The 16,640-nt window shown below is 49.3% G+C and carries 12 protein-coding genes and 8 tRNA genes; 10 read left to right on the top strand and 10 right to left on the bottom strand.

All coding sequences use genetic code 11. The features are described 5' to 3' along the window. Positions 1 to 150: 150 nt before the first annotated feature. Both AABK39_RS04505 and AABK39_RS04500 read right to left on the bottom strand, forming a co-directional pair. Positions 151 to 2,517, bottom strand: coding sequence for a type IA DNA topoisomerase (locus tag AABK39_RS04505; protein WP_338393721.1), 2,367 nt, complete (start codon positions 2,515 to 2,517; stop codon positions 151 to 153). Between the two features lie 155 nt (positions 2,518 to 2,672). Continuing rightward, the gene (locus AABK39_RS04500; RefSeq protein ID WP_338393720.1) at positions 2,673 to 3,410 is read right to left on the bottom strand and encodes a GIN domain-containing protein; all 738 of its coding nucleotides are present in this window, start codon (positions 3,408 to 3,410) and stop codon (positions 2,673 to 2,675) included. Positions 3,411 to 3,773: 363 nt separating this feature from the next. Between AABK39_RS04500 and AABK39_RS04495 the strand changes: the two genes are divergently transcribed. The 9 genes from AABK39_RS04495 to AABK39_RS04455 all read left to right on the top strand — a co-directional run bounded on the left by AABK39_RS04495 (position 3,774) and on the right by AABK39_RS04455 (position 7,599). Beyond that, a complete protein-coding gene (locus tag AABK39_RS04495; protein ID WP_338393719.1) occupies positions 3,774 to 6,530 on the top strand; it encodes an MGH1-like glycoside hydrolase domain-containing protein in 2,757 nt (918 codons plus the stop codon). A gap of 283 nt (positions 6,531 to 6,813) precedes the next feature. Then, positions 6,814 to 6,895: transfer RNA gene (locus AABK39_RS04490), tRNA-Tyr, on the top strand. Between the two features lie 22 nt (positions 6,896 to 6,917). Beyond that, positions 6,918 to 6,990: transfer RNA gene (locus AABK39_RS04485), tRNA-Gly, on the top strand. 9 nt (positions 6,991 to 6,999) lie between these two features. Further along, positions 7,000 to 7,071, top strand: a tRNA-Thr gene (locus tag AABK39_RS04480). 47 nt (positions 7,072 to 7,118) lie between these two features. After that, positions 7,119 to 7,199, top strand: a tRNA-Tyr gene (locus tag AABK39_RS04475). A gap of 22 nt (positions 7,200 to 7,221) precedes the next feature. Next, positions 7,222 to 7,294, top strand: a tRNA-Gly gene (locus AABK39_RS04470). A gap of 8 nt (positions 7,295 to 7,302) precedes the next feature. Next, positions 7,303 to 7,374: transfer RNA gene (locus AABK39_RS04465), tRNA-Thr, on the top strand. A 48-nt stretch (positions 7,375 to 7,422) separates the two neighbouring features. Continuing rightward, positions 7,423 to 7,504 (top strand) — tRNA-Tyr (locus AABK39_RS04460). Between the two features lie 22 nt (positions 7,505 to 7,526). Continuing rightward, positions 7,527 to 7,599 (top strand) — tRNA-Gly (locus tag AABK39_RS04455). A gap of 55 nt (positions 7,600 to 7,654) precedes the next feature. Here the strand turns inward: AABK39_RS04455 and AABK39_RS04450 are convergent. The 7 genes from AABK39_RS04450 to htpG form a co-directional block, all read right to left on the bottom strand. Beyond that, positions 7,655 to 8,083 (bottom strand): SRPBCC domain-containing protein, encoded by a 429-nt coding sequence (locus AABK39_RS04450; RefSeq protein WP_338393718.1) that lies wholly within the window; start codon positions 8,081 to 8,083, stop codon positions 7,655 to 7,657. Positions 8,084 to 8,156: 73 nt separating this feature from the next. Next, on the bottom strand, positions 8,157 to 8,726 hold the full coding sequence (locus tag AABK39_RS04445) for a Crp/Fnr family transcriptional regulator (RefSeq protein ID WP_338393717.1): 570 nt from the start codon (positions 8,724 to 8,726) through the stop codon (positions 8,157 to 8,159). 81 nt (positions 8,727 to 8,807) lie between these two features. Beyond that, on the bottom strand, positions 8,808 to 9,095 hold the full coding sequence (gatC, locus tag AABK39_RS04440) for an Asp-tRNA(Asn)/Glu-tRNA(Gln) amidotransferase subunit GatC (RefSeq protein WP_338393716.1): 288 nt from the start codon (positions 9,093 to 9,095) through the stop codon (positions 8,808 to 8,810). Then, positions 9,092 to 9,832: a lysophospholipid acyltransferase family protein gene (locus AABK39_RS04435; protein ID WP_338393715.1), complete on the bottom strand. Its 741-nt coding sequence runs from the start codon at positions 9,830 to 9,832 to the stop codon at positions 9,092 to 9,094. Before AABK39_RS04435 ends, gatC begins: the two co-directional genes overlap by 4 nt. Positions 9,833 to 9,936: 104 nt before the next feature. Next, positions 9,937 to 11,301, bottom strand: coding sequence for an MATE family efflux transporter (locus tag AABK39_RS04430; protein ID WP_338393713.1), 1,365 nt, complete (start codon positions 11,299 to 11,301; stop codon positions 9,937 to 9,939). Positions 11,302 to 11,459: 158 nt separating this feature from the next. Beyond that, positions 11,460 to 12,296 (bottom strand): toxin-antitoxin system YwqK family antitoxin, encoded by an 837-nt coding sequence (locus tag AABK39_RS04425; protein ID WP_338393712.1) that lies wholly within the window; start codon positions 12,294 to 12,296, stop codon positions 11,460 to 11,462. A gap of 143 nt (positions 12,297 to 12,439) precedes the next feature. Then, complete coding sequence (htpG, locus tag AABK39_RS04420; RefSeq protein ID WP_338393711.1) at positions 12,440 to 14,323, bottom strand: molecular chaperone HtpG; 1,884 nt, start codon at positions 14,321 to 14,323, stop codon at positions 12,440 to 12,442. A 286-nt stretch (positions 14,324 to 14,609) separates the two neighbouring features. Between htpG and AABK39_RS04415 the strand changes: the two genes are divergently transcribed. Continuing rightward, positions 14,610 to 16,079: a hypothetical protein gene (locus AABK39_RS04415; RefSeq protein ID WP_338393710.1), complete on the top strand. Its 1,470-nt coding sequence runs from the start codon at positions 14,610 to 14,612 to the stop codon at positions 16,077 to 16,079. A 72-nt stretch (positions 16,080 to 16,151) separates the two neighbouring features. Here the strand turns inward: AABK39_RS04415 and AABK39_RS04410 are convergent, their stop codons facing one another. Beyond that, entirely contained in the window at positions 16,152 to 16,562 is a 411-nt protein-coding gene (locus tag AABK39_RS04410; RefSeq protein ID WP_338393709.1) for a response regulator, read from the bottom strand. Positions 16,563 to 16,640 lie beyond the last annotated feature (78 nt).

Here is a 16,640-nt window from a genome sequence, read left to right as displayed (position 1 = left end):
CACCCTCAATATCTCAAAATGATATTTTTCGAAGTGTTTATCCAAACCCAAATCGTTTCTCTTGGAATAACGGTACCCTAAAAAAACCAAAATCAGTATTACAAAAAATTGCTCCATATAATTACACTCTTCAATCAACACGTCCAAAAATCACCCTTCCCGTTCCACCTTCAACACGCCTTCGGAATTAAAGGAAAGCTTGGCTCCGAATTTTACGCCGTCTTCCACAAATCCTTTAATCAGACCTGTTTTGCCTTTGGTCAACAGGTCCTGAATTTGCCTGTCGGTCAGCTTCTTGCCGTAGAGTTCAAAAGGCAGTCGGAATTTACAACCTTGCTTCCAGTTGGCGCATCCGTAAGCGTTTTTGCCTTTGAGGGTTTCGCCTCCACAAGCGGGGCAGGCTGTCTTTTCGGGGGCTTTTTCCTCCACGCCCACGTTACCGCTGGCGTCCAGCGTCAGGAAGCCGTCCGCTTTTCTTCCGCCAAGGTCCAAGCCCTTGAGCAAACGGGTTTTGCCTTTGCTTACCAGATCGTTCACTTGGCTATCGCTGAGTTTTTTGCCCGCCACCACAAACGGCAGTTTAAAATCGCAACCATCTTTCCAGCGGGCGCACCCGTAGGCGCTCTTGCCTTTGAGCAATTTGCCTTGTTTACATTTCGGACATTGCGTTTCGTCGGGAGTTTTTTTGGCCGTAGCTCTGGCTTTTTTCTTTTTCCCGGCCTCTTCGCTCACTATGGTAAAGGCCACGCCGGCCTTGGCTTCGCGCACCACTTGACCCGTAAGGTCCCGCATCTCCTGAATAAAGGTTTTCACATCGTACTCCCCTTTCTCGATCAGCCTAAGCTTGTGCTCCCACTGCCCCGTTAACTCTGCGGACTTCAGCAGGTCGTTATGGATAGTATCGACCAAGCGCATGCCCGTCTCGGTAGCTTCCAGCCTTTTTTTCTGCTTGATAATATATTTACGGCGAAACAGCGTCTCGATAATATTCGCACGGGTAGACGGCCGCCCGATGCCGTTCTCCTTCATCGCCTCGCGGAGGGTATCGTCCTCCACCAACTTACCGGCCGTTTCCATCGCACGGAGCAAGGTCGCCTCGGTATAATACTTGGGCGGTTTGGTCATTTTCTCCGCCAAATCCGGCGCGTGAGGACCTTTTTCCCCTTGTCGGAATTCGGGCATCACCTGGCCTTCGTCTTCACCCGTCGGCTTCTCTTCGGCGGGTTTGTCATTGCCGTACACTTCACGCCAGCCAGGCTCCACTATCTGCTTGCCCGTGGCGCGAAACGGCACCTGCGCGGCGTTGCCGTCCACCTTGGTTTTCGACACTTTACAGTCCGGATAAAATACGGCCACAAAGCGCTTGGCTATAGTCTCGTACACCTTAAAATCCTCTGCGCCCAAGTGGTTGGCCGTTACGTTGGTGGGGATGATCGCGTGGTGATCCGTCACCTTTTTATCGTTAAAAACCTTGGCCGATTTGCGCAAAGGCTTTCCGTTAAAAAGCTTCTCCGTCAGGGCCGAATAATTGGCCATGGACTTCAGGATTCCGGGTACTTTCGGATAAATATCATTAGGCAAATAAACAGTATCGACCCTCGGGTACGTGACGAGTTTCCTCTCGTAAAGCCCTTGCACAAGCTTAAGTGTCTGATCTGCGGAAAAACCGAACTTCTTGTTACACTCCACCTGCAGGGCAGTCAAATCGAACAGGTTCGGCGGCAACTCTTTACCGGCTTTCTTTTCGAAACTATCGATCTGAAAATCGGCGGGGTTTATCTTTTCCAGCGCCTGCTTGGCTTTTTCCTTATCCGTAAACTTTCCGGACCGCGCGGCGAAGCGCACGTTTCGGTAAACAGTTTTCAATTCCCAATAAGGCTCCGGCTTAAAGTTGTCGATCTCCTTTTGCCGGTTGGCGATCAATGCCAGCGTAGGCGTCTGCACCCTGCCGATGGAGAGAGTCCCTTTTCCCCCGCCATACTTGAGCGTATAAGCGCGGGTGGCGTTAATCCCCAAAAGCCAATCGCCCATAGCGCGCGAGCTTCCGGCCGCGTACAGGCGGTCAAACTCTTCCTGCGGGCGCAAATTCTTAAACCCTTCCAAGATCGCCTCTTTGGTCAAAGACGAAATCCAAAGGCGCTTGACCGGACATTTCACCTTGGCTTTGAGCATTACCCAGCGCTGGATCAGCTCCCCCTCTTGGCCGGCGTCACCGCAGTTGATGATTTCCTCGGCTTTGCCCATCAGGTGGGCTATGGTCCGGAACTGTTTCTGCACGCCGTCATCGTCCATTACTTTTACCCCGAAACGGGGCGGGATAATCGGCAAAGTCTGCAAACTCCACCTTCCGAATTCCGGCACGTAGTCACGGGGTTCCTTCAGGGTACACAAGTGGCCGAAGGTCCAAGTGACCTGATAGCCGTTCCCTTCGAAGTATCCGTCATGACGTCGGTCGGCTCCCAAAATTGTGGCTATTTCCCGGGCTACGGACGGTTTCTCGGCAATGCAGACTTTCATATTCGGAATGGGGTGATTTGTCTTCTTTAGAATCAAATTTGCCCGGAGGGCGAAGACAAAAATAGAGCTTTTTCGGATTAAAAGAACCCGTAAACAAACATAGGGCGCCGTAAAGACGCCCTAGTCAAATCATTTTCCGAAAACCGTCCCCCAGCCTAGATCGCTGACAACACTCCGTTGCCCGACACTTTCTTGGTAATGGCGGGAGTCCCCTTGTAATACACTTTCCCCAAATCGCCAATCTCCGCATCAAGAGTTTCCGATACATTTAGCTTCACTTCGCCCAAACCTTTCACTTTGACCACGCATTTTTCGGCAACCAAATTCAGTGCGTACAGCTTACTGACTCCCGACATGTCAGCTGTAAGCAACCGTACCGCCGATCCGGCTTTTTTGAACTCCACTTTCCCCGTGGAAGAGACCGATGTCTTTATCTCGTCATAACCTTTCAACGTTCCGAAATCGATATTGCCCACTCCCGTCATTCCCACGGCCAACACACCTTCGCCCGTAAAATCCTCCACACTGACACTGGCGGCCGCGCTGAGTTTCACGGCTTCCAGGCGCCCAATCGTCAAGAAAATCTTGAGCTCTTTGTACTCATGCTTCCCCGGCTCCAACTTTATCTCCCACAAGCCGTCTTTCACTTCCCTTTTTATCTTGGATACAATTTCGGCGTCTCCCTCAAACCTCACCTCCTGCTTCTCCCCCTGATTGATCACCAAAGTAGCCGGCATAGCCAGATCCACTTTACTGATTATTTCCGTGGCCAAAGCTCCTGTTTCTACCGTTGTTTCTTCCGGCGACATTTCCTCCTCTTCGGAACTGTCACACGCAAAAACAAAAAACGACAACACTAACGACAACCATGTTTTCATCTCAAAAAACCTCATAATCATTTTCTTTTACACCCCGAATCCTTTGCCTAAAAAAGCGCACTGAAAGGAAACCGAGCTGTGGTTATCAAATAATTCTCTGGCTCAAGTATACCTCATTCATATGAAAAACCCCCGCTATGTCAGCCCGGTGAGTGTAAAGCGAGAATAGCTCATTGTTACTCGTAGAAATCTGACAAAAACGCCAATCCGACTCTATTCACGCTCGTAAAAACTTTATAAATAATGTAAAAATGCGCTCTCAGATGGCAACTGTAATGCTTATTTAAGACCCAATACCTCACGGAGTGCGCCACTTGCCGCTATATTGTGACAGGGCCTCAAGCCCCGATTAATTTTTATAATTATACTAGGAAGACGATGATTGACAAACGCTTTTTGACGGTTCTGGCCGCGCTTATTTTTATCACCGCGCCCGGCTCCGCCCAACAGATAGACAAGCGTGTGTTGGAAACCAACTACGACCTCGACCTGCCGGACTGGGGCCCATACAACCGCGCTTACAACGGCATCAGCCACGTGGCCGATCCCGAAAGGGGAAGCCGCTTCGAGCTGTCGGTGGCGCCCGGGTTTTACCGCCGCAAAGTGATAATCCCTACCGTGCGCTACGAAGCCGGATTCCACCCTTGGGAGGCCTCGCCGGGGCTGGAATATTTCTCATACCGCTACGAGCTGGAATGGAAAGACCAAGTGTATTGCGACGTGGCTTTTGTGCAAATGGACAAAAACAGCCGCTATATCCGCTCGGAATTCGTCAACAATACCGACGCGCAACAGACAGTTACGCTTGAGCTTTTCGCCGATATGGTTTTCGGGAAAAAAGGGTTCCGCGCCAACACCCACGGCCTCTGGACCGAAGCCGAAGCCTACGACGCCATCCGGATGGAACGCGACCACCCGAAACGTCACCTGCAGACCGACAACTGGAAACCCGGCGTAAAACGCGACGACAAAGCCACCAATGGCGAGGTAGTAAAAGGCATCGGGGAAAAAACCGACGACTGGTTGGAATACAAGGTGGAAATCGACAGGGATATCTCCGACGCCAGAATAGCTCTCCGCTACAAAACGGAAAAAGGAAACGGAGCGAAGATTAACGTATCGGGCATGGCCAAAGCCACGTTTGCCCTGCCGGCTACCGAGCAATACGCTATGGCCGAAACGAATATCGGAGACGTGAAAGCCGGTACGTACCGCATCAGGCTCAACCCGACGGAAGGCGTTGCCGTACTCGACGGATTCGCCGTGTTAGCCAAAGGCCAGACGGCGGAATTCGAACGTTACAAACAAAAAGAAGAACCGAACCGCATTGAAAGCAAAACGCCCAACAGCTTTATCCTAAAATACGAAGGCGCCGATCAGTATTACGGTTTGGTATGGGACTACGACTTTTACAAAGTCAGGAACTTCAAGGGACAATACCTTGACCAAATGATCAGAAACAGCTCCCACAACCACGTCAGCACCACGCTTTGGGGAGCCAATTCGGACAAAGACAACTTCCAGGAAGTGTTTATGCGCCCGATCGAAATGGCCAAAGAAAGCAAGCGCGTGGTCCGGTCTTATGTGGTAAACGGAACTTTGGAAGAAGTACAGGCGAAACTCAAGAAGTACGGCAACGACATGAAGCTCGGCGAGCGGAACTACACCGAACACAAAGCCAAAGTGGCCGACTTCCGTGAGTTTAATCCTTCAGGCGATAAATATCGCTTTAGCCAAAGCCGTATGGCCGCCACTTCGCTGACAAACGTGGTTTACCCTATCGCCTCATACGGCCAGCAGGTCAAGCACTACGTTCCCGGAAAATGGTGGCAGAGCCTCTACACTTGGGACGCCGGTTTCGCCAGCTTGGGCTTGTTGGAAGTCGATCCTTCCCGCGGGCTTGACTTGCTCTTCACTTACCTGACAGCTCCTGAGAACGAAAACGCTTTCACGCACCACGGCACCCCACTGCCTATTCAGTTCTATTCGTTCCTCGAAATCTGGAACCGTACGCAGGACAAAGAAATGTTGCGCGTCGCTTACCCTCGCCTGAAGCGCTATCATGACTTCCTGACAGGCAAAGCCGAAGGCTCCGACACCGACAAGTTCGAATCGGGCATGTTGCGTACCTTCAGCTACTTCTACAATTCCGGCGGTTGGGACGACTATTCGCCACAAGCCTATATGCACGGTAAGAAGCTTAGCGGCACTACGGCCCCCGTGGTCAACACAGCGCACGCCATCCGCACGGCCAAGATCCTTTCCTCAATGGCCAACGAACTGGGCCTCCGCCGAGACGCACGCGAATACACCCAAGACGTCAAACGCCTCTCCGAAGGCCTCCAGAAATATAGCTGGGACAAAGAGTCCGGTTACTTCGGTTATGTCACCCACGACAAGAACGGCAAGCCTACAGGCATACTGCGTAACAGTAACGGCGAAAACATGAACAAGGGCATGGGCGGCGCTTACCCGATTTTCGCAGGCGAATACACCGACGCACAGAAAGAAAGATTGATGGAGCACATCCGCAACCCTAAAGAACTCTGGACACCGATCGGCTTTACCGCCGTGGACCAGTCGGCCTCGTACTACAGCAAAGAGGGTTACTGGAACGGCAGCGTGTGGTTCCCGCACCAATGGACGTTCTGGAAATCGTTGCTCGACATGGGCGAAACCGAAATGGCGATGAAAGTCGCCACCACGGCCCTCAACCTCTGGCAACGCGAAGTGGACGAAAGCTACAACTGCTTCGAGCACTTCTTGGTGAACACCGGACGCGGCGCGGGCTGGCACCAATTCGGAGCGCTCTCGTCGCCGGTACTGAGCTGGTACGGATCACTCTATCGCCCCGGAACCCTGACCATGGGCATGGACGGCTTCGTGAAGGAGAAAAACCTCAACGCCGACAAAACGGAACTTAGCTGTTCGCTCGATTTCGGACGCTTTGTGAAAAAAGGCAAGAAAGCCACAATGCTGGCCTGCATGAAACAGGGCCCCGGCTACGAGGTGCAACTCAAGGGAGCCGAGCTGGTAAGCTACAAGGAAATATTGCCCGGACTGTTGGCCATCGAATTCAAACACAAAGGCCAAACCGTGAAGCTTGGGGTAAAACCCGCCAAAACGAGCCTCTAAGGCTATTTTAACCGAAAAACGACTAAAATCCCCGCTGGCAAATCTCGGCGGGGATTTTTATTGAAAAAAAATCGAAAAAATTCCCGACACGTAAAGTTCACGCTTCATATTCATCCTTAACCGATTACGAAAGAGTTCCGATCAAAAACGGCCATGAGGATATGATGAACCCTTATTTTTTTCGTTTGGCGTATTTGACAATTCAAAAAAAACGTGCACCTTTGCAATCCATTCAGCGACAAGCGAGGCGAAAACGACGCTTCGGCTGAGGAAAAATACTGACGGGGAGATACCAAAGCGGCCAACTGGGACGGACTGTAAATCCGTTGTCTTCGACTTCGCAGGTTCGAATCCTGCTCTCCCCACTCTTAGCGCTTGACGCGCAATGCGGGTGTAGCTCAGCTGGTAGAGCGACAGCCTTCCAAGCTGTAGGTCGTGAGTTCGAACCTCATCACCCGCTCATAGTCAAGCCGAGGTAGCTCAGGGGTAGAGCGCTTCCTTGGTAAGGAAGAGGTCGGGAGTTCAAATCTCCTCCTTGGCTCACCGGAAAACAAATGGTTTTCTAAAAAACATTTTCATAATTCAGTTGGGGAGATACCAAAGCGGCCAACTGGGACGGACTGTAAATCCGTTGTTTCGACTTCGCAGGTTCGAATCCTGCTCTCCCCACTCTTAGCGCTTGACGCGCAATGCGGGTGTAGCTCAGCTGGTAGAGCGACAGCCTTCCAAGCTGTAGGTCGTGAGTTCGAACCTCATCACCCGCTCAAGTCAAGCCGAGGTAGCTCAGGGGTAGAGCGCTTCCTTGGTAAGGAAGAGGTCGGGAGTTCAAATCTCCTCCTTGGCTCACCGGAAAACAATTGGTTTTCTAAAAAAACATTTTCATAATTCAGTTGGGGAGATACCAAAGCGGCCAACTGGGACGGACTGTAAATCCGTTGTCTTCGACTTCGCAGGTTCGAATCCTGCTCTCCCCACTCTTAGCGCTTGATGCGCAACGCGGGTGTAGCTCAGCTGGTAGAGCGACAGCCTTCCAAGCTGTAGGTCGTGAGTTCGAACCTCATCACCCGCTCACAAAAAAGGAACCTTTTCGGTTCCTTTTTTTATGCCCAAACAAATCAGGCACATCAATTCCCCTCCCGCTCAGCCACCGTTTTCAAAGCCCAATTCATCGCCTCAAAGCCGGTTTTCGTTTCCCCCAACAGCTTAGACCTAAACACGGGCACCAACACTCCACCAAACGTCTCGCCGTGGGTAAGCATCGTCTCCCCGCTTTCTGTTTCCCGTAGCTTAAACCAATGTTCTCCGTCAAATATCCCGGGCATAAGCAAATGCCCACGCCAACGGAACTCTGAGTTTTCCCGGTAAGCCAAAACACGGGGCCTGAACGTCATCTTCGATAAGGTGACACTTATCCGCCCGCCTTCGACAGGATCTCCTTCCAAGAGCGTTAAAAACGGATTCCAGCGCGGGTATTCGCCAAAAGAAGTCAACACCTTCCAAACTTTACTTACGGGAGCGTTAATGAGTATCTCTGTCTTGATTTCCAATGCCATCGTTTATCTTTTATAAGGTTATGTTCTTTTACCCAAATAAACGAAGCGAAACCGACCGTGGGCTTGACAAAAATCAAGAAAGGGATTTTCGGCGGAGCCTGCTCAGCGTTTCCGGAGCCATTCCCAACATCGAGGCCAGAAAACGCAAAGAAACCCGATTGAACAGGTCCGGATCGCTACGGAACAAACTTTGGTAGCGCTCTTCGGCATTCATGGAAAGAAACGAGAAAACGCGCTCTTCCATCGTGAGAAAACATTTCGCAATAAACATCTTTTCCAGACGCTCCCAATCCTTGACAACATCCCCGAAACGACCGTAATCGGCTTTTGAAACCGTAAAAATCTCACAATCCGTCAGGGCTTGGATATTCCACCTCGCCGGGCTTTCAAACACGAAAGACGAAAGATCGGTGAGCAGTTGCCCCGGCTTCGCCACCCATTGGGTAACATCACGGCCGTCAGCGAAAGCGTACACACGCAAATAACCGGAACTCACAAAACTCAAACGGTTACAAAACCTGCCGCTTTTGACAAAAAAATCGTCCTTCGAGAGCTTTTGGACTCTGAAATGCCTTGAGGCACGTTCCAGATCCACCACCGCCACGCCAAAGTACTCCCTGATATATTCTTCCAAAGTCACCATGAGAAATCCGCTTTGATTCACGGCACAAAAAAGCCCTTTCCGAAGAAAAGGGCTCCCTGTTTTTTATAAATGGCGGAATGTTTATTCAATTACTTTCGGCACCCGGAAATAATCGTCATCCTTTTTCGGAGCATTTTTCAGGGCCATTTCACGGGAAAGGTGATCTTTCACCTCGTCTTCCCTGAAAGCGTTAACCTCATGCGACATGTTTGTGAGGGGTTTCACCCCATCAGTGTCCACCTCGTTGAGCTTTTCCACCCAATCCAAAATGCGGGTCATACTTTCAGCCATTTCGGTTGCGCCTTTCTCGTCAAAATCCAAGCGTGCCAAATGGGCTATTTTCTTGATGGCTTCCTCGTTGATGTTCATCCGTTGTATTTTTTCAGTTCGGCCTCGATTATGCCTTTCACTTTCGCTTTCAACTCGGGAATATCCTCATTGGTCATCCCTTTTGTGGATATCGGTTCGTGAAAGATGACTCTGGCTACGTTCCAAGCCATATAAAACCCGTTGCCCAACGGCGGCAAGATCTTCCAGTTATTCGGAAAAGTCACCGGCACGACGGGAATTTGCTTTTCAATCGCCAACAAAAAGGCCCCGTCCTTAAAAGCCCTCATCTTGGGAGCCTCCCTTGACTGCGTCCCTTCGGGAAACACCACCAAATTACGGCCGGCGTCAAGCTCTTTACGACATTTATCCAAGGCTCCCGCCCTGCTTACCGAACTTTTCCTGTCCACCAACACGTTGAAGCTTTTGTAGATAAACCCGAACACCGGCACTTTGGCCAAAGACGCTTTCCCCAAAAACACAACGGGAAACGGACCGCTGCCAATCATCGGGATATCAAGAAAAGAACTGTGGTTCGGAGCGAAAATATACTGCCCCTTACGGTCCAACGGCGCCTTGAAAGTCCGGCGCACCGGCATACCGATCAGAATTTGCACTGCCGTTCCCCAAATCTGGAACAGTTTTTCGGCGAATGGCCTCCACGATTTCCGTAACGAAGCGATCCAAAAAAACGGCGCTAAGCACAACATCACAAGCAAAAACATCGACAGGCCATACGCCGTGTAGCATCCCTTAAAAAACTTGACTACCCTACTCATAATCTTGACACAATTTGTTCTTATCGAAGGAAAGCCGCTCTACAGGCGGCTTTCTTCGTTTCAAGTCACAATTATACGTTTTTCCGAAAGCCTATAAAAGCTTGTCAGTCTTGTAAAATCATTTTTGCTCCGGCTTCTTTCCCCACAAGCTTTCGGGTTAGGTTCCGGAACCTCCACACGCAACACAGCGCCGTCACGGTCAATCCTATCAAAAACCCATACCATATGCCTACAGTTCCGAGACCAAATTCGAAGGCCAAAAGATAAGCCATCGGCAATCCGGCCACCCAATAAGCCATCAATACGAATACGGAAGGAATTTTCACATCCTGAAGCCCCCGCAAGGCTCCATTTGCTACAACTTGCAAGCCGTCGGAAAGTTGGAACAAAGCGGCCACCACCAACAGCTCTCCAGCCAACAGGATAACTTTAGCGTCATCGATATAGAAAGTCGGGATGATATGGCGGAACAGCGTATAGCACAAAGCCACTGCAGACATAAATACGACAACCATAAACATATTACTGTATCCGGCCTTTTTCAAACCTTCCAGGTCCTTCGCACCCAAACGGTTCCCCACCCGCACCATAGCAGCCGACGCAATGCCCGTAGCCATCATATAAGTAATCGAGCAAACGTTCCAGGCTATCTGGTGCGCGGCCAATGCCGTAGTCCCCAACCATCCACACATTACCGCGGCGAAAGAAAAGGCCGACACCTCAAACAAAGTTTGAAGTCCCGTAGGCAGGCCCAGCTTCAACAACTTCCGCAGTTTCTCCTTCTCGATTTTCACTTGCCCATAAAATTTCGACAGGAAAGACATTCTTTTCGAACGCAACAGGAACCAGAACATCAACACCGCCATCACGATTCTGGAGATAAACGTCGCCAAACCGGCGCCATATAGTCCCATTGGCTCAAAACCGTAATGTCCGTAAATAAAGACGTAATTCATTCCGACATTCAATACGTTGCAGAACAGCGTAATGAACATCGCCTGCTTGGTGATCGCAAGCCCCTCGGCCAATTGGCGTCCCGTTTGGAACAACATCAGCGGCAACACCGACCAGCCCAGAATCGACAAATACGAACCCGCAAGGTCATTCACCTCCTGTGGCTGGCCCATATACGGTAGCGTATACATCAGCCCAAAAGTCAGCAACAGCAACACCAAGCCCATAACGGAGTTAATAACCAAGCTGTTCTTAAACAACCCCACCACTTGACGATTGTCGCCTTCTCCGGCGGTTTTGGCCACCAAAGGGCTTAGCCCTACGGAAACGCCTATACCAAAGGTGAACACAACGGCGAAAACACTGTTGGCAAAGGAAGCCGCGGCCAAGGGCCCTTTGCCCAAATGCCCCACCATCACGCTGTCGGCCAAACCGACGAGCATATGCCCCATCTGGCTAAGCGTGACTGGATACGCGAAATGAAAATTCTTTTTGAAATGCTCTCTGTAGTTCATTCTTCTTCTGCCTAAAGCCTTCCCCATTAACGAAGGCTCGGCAAATTTATGCTTCCGTCCGGGTTTTTACTTTCGTTACCCGCAAAAAATAATTATGTACCGGGCTAGAATGACTTTTCCCGCTGATGGCTCTTTCCAAAATCCGAAAAAGAAAGGTGTCAGCGTTTTTTCAGCTTAGGACTCGTATAAAGCGTTTTGCCGTTCGAATCCCATTCTTTGGCTATAAAAGGCCGCTTTTCACCGTAAATTTCACGATCATATTCAATCACTCTTTTCCGCCTTTTCCTGTCGGAATGATAATACTCCACCCATTGGCCCAAACGCTTACCGCGATGGTAACGACCTTGCATCGCCACTTTCCCATCCTCAAAAAATCGGTAATACCAGCCTGTAACTTCCTTGTTGCGTACCGGCACCACTTCCTTGAGTTTTTTCATCTCTTGGTCGTAGTACGTCACCCGGGCTTCCTTCGGCCAACCTTTATAATACTTCCGCTTGTCGCCCAAGATTCCCTTTTTGCTGTGAGTGGTCCAGCGCCCGTGCTTCATTCCATAAAAATAAATACCCTCTTCGACTAAAGCGTCGCCTTTAAAGCGTTTGTAAGTGCCGTGCAACAGGTAGCCGTGGTTTTTGTCAACCTTCTTGTTACGCTTGATTTTACGTTGTCTGGCATCAAACCAATAGATATCGGGCACATAAGCGTCCACTTCGCCTCCGGGCACTTTCAGGTAGTGAAACTCCTCGTATTGCATCGAAGCTCCGAAACCTTTCTTCACGTAGCTCCGTTTGGTTTTCTGCCCGTAAAAAACCTTTTTCTTCCGCTTCTTCTTCTTTTTCTTCCCTTCCTCGGGCTTTTCCAAAAGGTCGGCGCCCACCTTTAGCGTGATGGGCTCGTAACGCTCCAAATCGATACCCTCGACCACTTGGCCGAAAGAAGCCGTAGCGGAAAACACCAGTAGGCAAAAAGCCGTCGCACATAAAATCCTCAGAACCATACTCGAAAAGTGTCTTGGAAAACCGAAACAAGTTATAAAATCCTGCTTTTAAATCCCATCGCACACCCGGATCGGCAACAAAAAAAGCGCCACCGGAAAAACCGGCAACGCTTCTGTTATAATTTTTCGGCGTTCGGCTACTCTTACTTAGAGGCCAACTCCACACTGCGCTTGATAAAGTCCGTCAAATCGGCACCCGAAAGCATATTCTGCGAAAGCAACCCGATATTAAAGGCTTGCTTAGCCAAAGCCACCGCCTCGTCTTCGTTCTCGGCTTTCACCAATTTGGTCACCAACGGGTGGTTGGCGTTTACGGTAGCCGTAAACTGCTCAGGCATGCTTCCCATGAAAGCCATAGGACCGCCACCGCCTTGGCGCTGCATATCGCGCATACGGCGCATAAACTCGGGACGGGTGATCGAAAGCGGCAGATCGTCGGTAGCCAACGGATCCACAGACACCGCGTAAGCGCTGTCACCAATCGCTTTTTCGAAGATTTCCTTAGCTTTCGTCGTATCGTCTTCCGAAAGTACGCTTTCCAGCTTCTCGTCTTTGTCGATCAGCTTGTCGGCAGTCTCGGCGTCCACACGCTTAAACTGAACCTTCTCAAGCTTCTGCTCCAAAGTGTTGATGAAATGGTTGTCGAGAACGCCGTCCATCACTACCACATCATAGCTACGAGCTTTGGCCGCTTGGATAAAACCGTCTTGCAAAGCCGGATCGTTGGCGTAAAGAACCACCAAGTTGCCGTCTTTATCTTTTTGGTTTACTTCCGCCTGCGCTTTGTATTCCTCGATTGTCGAACATTTCCCGTCAACATTCTTCAAAAGAGCGTATTTCTGAGCGCGGTCGTAGAATTTCTCGTCAGCCACCATTCCGTATTTCACGAACAGGCCGATGCTCTCCCACTTCTCTTCGAAAGAAGGACGATCATTCTTGAAAATCCCCTGCAGCTTCTCGGATACTTTCTTAGAGATATAGTTGTTGATCTTCTTAACGTTGGCGTCAGACTGCAAGTAACTACGCGACACGTTCAAAGGAATGTCCGGAGAATCGATAACGCCGTGCAACAACTGCAGGAACTCAGGAACGATATCCTTCACCTCGCCAGTGATAAACACCTGGCGCGAGTAAAGGCTGATATTGTTGCGCTGAAGATCAAGCTGGTCTTTTACTTTCGGGAAGTAGAGAATTCCCGTCAAGTTAAACGGATAGTCAACGTTCAAGTGGATCCAGAACAACGGCTCGTCCATTGTCATAGGATACAACTCGCGGTAGAACGCCAAATAGTCCTCATCTTTCAAATCCGAAGGAGACTTGGCCCAAATCGGCGTCGGGTTGTTGATCACGTTGTCCTTAACAACCTTTTCCTCTTTATCGTCCTCGCCTTTTACCGTTTCCTCTTTAGTACCGAAAACAATCTCAATCGGGAGGAACTTGCAGTACTTCGTCAAGATTTGCGAGATGCGGTGCTCTTCCAAAAATTCCTCCGAATCCTCGGCAATGTGCAAAATCACGTCGGTGCCACGCCCTTCTTTATCCGATTTTTCGATTGAGTATGAAGTACTCCCGTCACAAACCCATCTTACGGCTTCGCTTCCTTCTTGATGCGATTTGGTAACAATCTCAACTTCCTTAGCCACCATAAAGGCAGAGTAGAAGCCCAAACCGAACATACCGATAATCTGCTCCTTGTCGGTTACGTCCTTATACTTTTCGACGAAATCGGTGGCGCCAGAAAAAGCGATCTGGTTGATATACTTCTTCACTTCATCACCAGTCATACCGATACCGGCATCGCTAATAGTGATAGTTTTGGCGTCCTTATCGAAAGAAACTTTCACCCGAACGTCACCAAGCTCACCTTTGAACTCGCCCATAGAGGCCAGTTGCTTGAGTTTTTGAGTGGCGTCAACGGCGTTAGAGACAATCTCACGAAGGAAAATCTCATGATCCGAGTACAAAAACTTCTTGATAATCGGGAAAATATTCTCCGTATGGATCGAAATGGAACCTTTCTCTTGCATATCTATTTAATATTTTTTGATTCGTTTCTACCGGCCGTAAACACGACCGCCCTCAGCAGACCAAACACCGTTCCATCGGGCCAAAACAGGTAAAATTGACATGATCATGACAGTTCGTCAGCACCGACTCCAAAAACCGGTGTCATTTTTGCCCCATATTCAGTATACGCTATCAAGTAATTTTTTACAAAAACATTACATGAAGGAGTGTAGAATTTCCTTTAGAAATATTGCGATTCCTTATTTTTTTTGTAAAATTTATGAATAGAAAAAAATGAGGTGATACATGGCAAAACTCAAAAGCATAATCAAACAGCTGACGAATAATGACTTCAACGCTATATATGAGTCGTTAATCGACAGCAATGCGGAAAAGTCGGCATATCTACTCAAGTCAATGCGTGAAAGGCAGTTGTCCGATCATCGTATAATGCAGGAACTGGGCGTCAACACAAACGCCTATTACACCTTACGATCCAGGCTTAAGCAAAAAATCGAGGAATATCTCCTTCAGCAGATGGAGAACCCTCGCACGGACATTATAAAGAAGGTAGCGAACATAATCGAGATCATCTTTACCAAGAAAAAAGCCATTGCCGTTGCCACGATCAAAAAGCTCGAAAAAGAGCTGATCGACTATGACCTCTCGAACGAACTCACAATTATTTACAAATCGCTCAAAAAATTACATGTAAACTCTCCGGATTATTTCCACTATTCCCAGCAATACAATAAGCATATCGCTTTCATGTTGGCAGTGGACAAAGCGGAGGACATGTTGGCCGAGTATTTCAAAAAGTACGGGCAATACGCCCTTACCGGCAACGACCGCGAAAAGCTTGAGCTCACCCTCATTGTCAAAGAAATGAACAACCTGCTGGGCATGTACGATTCCCACAGGCTGTACGTATACCATAGTTGTGTATCCATCTTCCACCGCCTTTTCATTGAAAGGGACGAGGATTCCAGCTCCCAAGACAACAGGGAGCCCGTGGAAGACACGTTGGCCCAGGTTGACAACATTCTGGAGTCCTACAACCTCGACACTATCTATTACCATCTCCGTTTGGTGTTCGAATATTTGAAATTGGAATATTACGATCACTACAAAGTGTACCGCAAAGCGGAGAAATATTATGAGGAAGTAAACGACTACACCGCCGTATTGCTCTCGAACTACAGCTTGTTCACGTACCCTCCGCAGTTCTTGATCACGAAACTGGAAAGGGCCTTACGCACAGGCACGGAAGCCAATCTTTACGGCGAAAACCAGCATATCTTTGACGGCTACGACCCCGACACGGAAGACACGCCGAAGTTCGTCAGCTACGTCACTTACCGCGCGCTGTGTTGCTACTACGCTGGGCATTACGACGAAGCCGCCAAGTGGGTAAACAACCTGCTGAACGAGGTAAGCCTCAAGAAAACCCCTTACGCTTTGCTGGAAGTAAAAGCCATTCTGGCCTTGCAGTACTGCCTGATGAATGATTTCGATCTGTTCAACCAATTGGTTAACAGTATACAGAGACAAATTCGAATTCTGGGAAAAGACGTCTGCGAGCGCATCTTGATGTTTACGAAAATCCTGAAGATTTCCATCAGCGATTCAAAAAGGCAAAAGGCGATGAAGATCAGAAGCCTGATCGAGAAAATGCCGGAGAACACCCCTACAGTATTCGCTCCGACGAAGCTTGTAAAAATGGACGACTCGTTCGTAGACAAGCTAAGCAAGCCCGAACTACACCCTACGCTCTAGATTCAGTATTTCAGCTATAATACCGTACCGTTTAAGAAAAAAAGCCCTCCGTTCAGAAGGGCTTTTTTCGTATCAAACGGAAAGTTCCGCCAGATTACTCTGCGAGAGGGGCTTGTTGATATAAGACATCACGTGATCGCTGGCCGTGGCTTGCTTAATGTCCCTCTGATTCACCGAAGAGGTCAGCATAATAACCTTACAGTGGGCTCGCGTCTTTTCGGACAATTTCCCAAACTCTTCCAAGAACTGAAAGCCGTCCATTAGAGGCATATCGATGTCAAGGAAAATAAGATCCGGCAAAATACCTCCCGTTCCGTCATCCACTTTTTCGATGTTTTTCAGGAATTCCACAGCGCTCTTCGCTCCGGAATGCGTGTAAATCCGATTCGCAAGGTTCGACGCTTCGATCATCTTCTGATTGATCAGGTTGTCAATTTCGTTGTCGTCAATCAACATGACGGTCTTGTACTTTGTCTCTATCATTCTCTTACCTTTATGGCTAAAAATCAAATCCGGTCAAATGTCGTACGCCCCAACAAACTCTGCGTACGCCCAAAACTT

Source organism: Fulvitalea axinellae (assembly GCF_036492835.1).
GTDB lineage: Bacteria > Bacteroidota > Bacteroidia > Cytophagales > Cyclobacteriaceae > Fulvitalea > Fulvitalea axinellae.
Note: the sequence above shows the minus strand (reverse complement) of the source record. Positions and strands in the feature narration are given on the sequence as shown.

Excerpts from the sequence above, each read along its gene's own strand:
- AABK39_RS04505 (WP_338393721.1), bottom strand. The coding sequence starts at position 2,517 with ATGAAAGTCTGCATTGCCGAGAAACCGTCCGTAGCCCGGGAAATAGCC.
- AABK39_RS04500 (WP_338393720.1), bottom strand. The coding sequence starts at position 3,410 with ATGAGGTTTTTTGAGATGAAAACATGGTTGTCGTTAGTGTTGTCGTTT.
- AABK39_RS04495 (WP_338393719.1), top strand. The coding sequence starts at position 3,774 with ATGATTGACAAACGCTTTTTGACGGTTCTGGCCGCGCTTATTTTTATC.
- AABK39_RS04450 (WP_338393718.1), bottom strand. The coding sequence starts at position 8,083 with ATGGCATTGGAAATCAAGACAGAGATACTCATTAACGCTCCCGTAAGT.
- AABK39_RS04445 (WP_338393717.1), bottom strand. The coding sequence starts at position 8,726 with ATGGTGACTTTGGAAGAATATATCAGGGAGTACTTTGGCGTGGCGGTG.
- gatC (WP_338393716.1), bottom strand. The coding sequence starts at position 9,095 with ATGAACATCAACGAGGAAGCCATCAAGAAAATAGCCCATTTGGCACGC.
- AABK39_RS04435 (WP_338393715.1), bottom strand. The coding sequence starts at position 9,832 with ATGAGTAGGGTAGTCAAGTTTTTTAAGGGATGCTACACGGCGTATGGC.
- AABK39_RS04430 (WP_338393713.1), bottom strand. The coding sequence starts at position 11,301 with ATGAACTACAGAGAGCATTTCAAAAAGAATTTTCATTTCGCGTATCCA.
- AABK39_RS04425 (WP_338393712.1), bottom strand. The coding sequence starts at position 12,296 with ATGGTTCTGAGGATTTTATGTGCGACGGCTTTTTGCCTACTGGTGTTT.
- htpG (WP_338393711.1), bottom strand. The coding sequence starts at position 14,323 with ATGCAAGAGAAAGGTTCCATTTCGATCCATACGGAGAATATTTTCCCG.
- AABK39_RS04415 (WP_338393710.1), top strand. The coding sequence starts at position 14,610 with ATGGCAAAACTCAAAAGCATAATCAAACAGCTGACGAATAATGACTTC.
- AABK39_RS04410 (WP_338393709.1), bottom strand. The coding sequence starts at position 16,562 with ATGATAGAGACAAAGTACAAGACCGTCATGTTGATTGACGACAACGAA.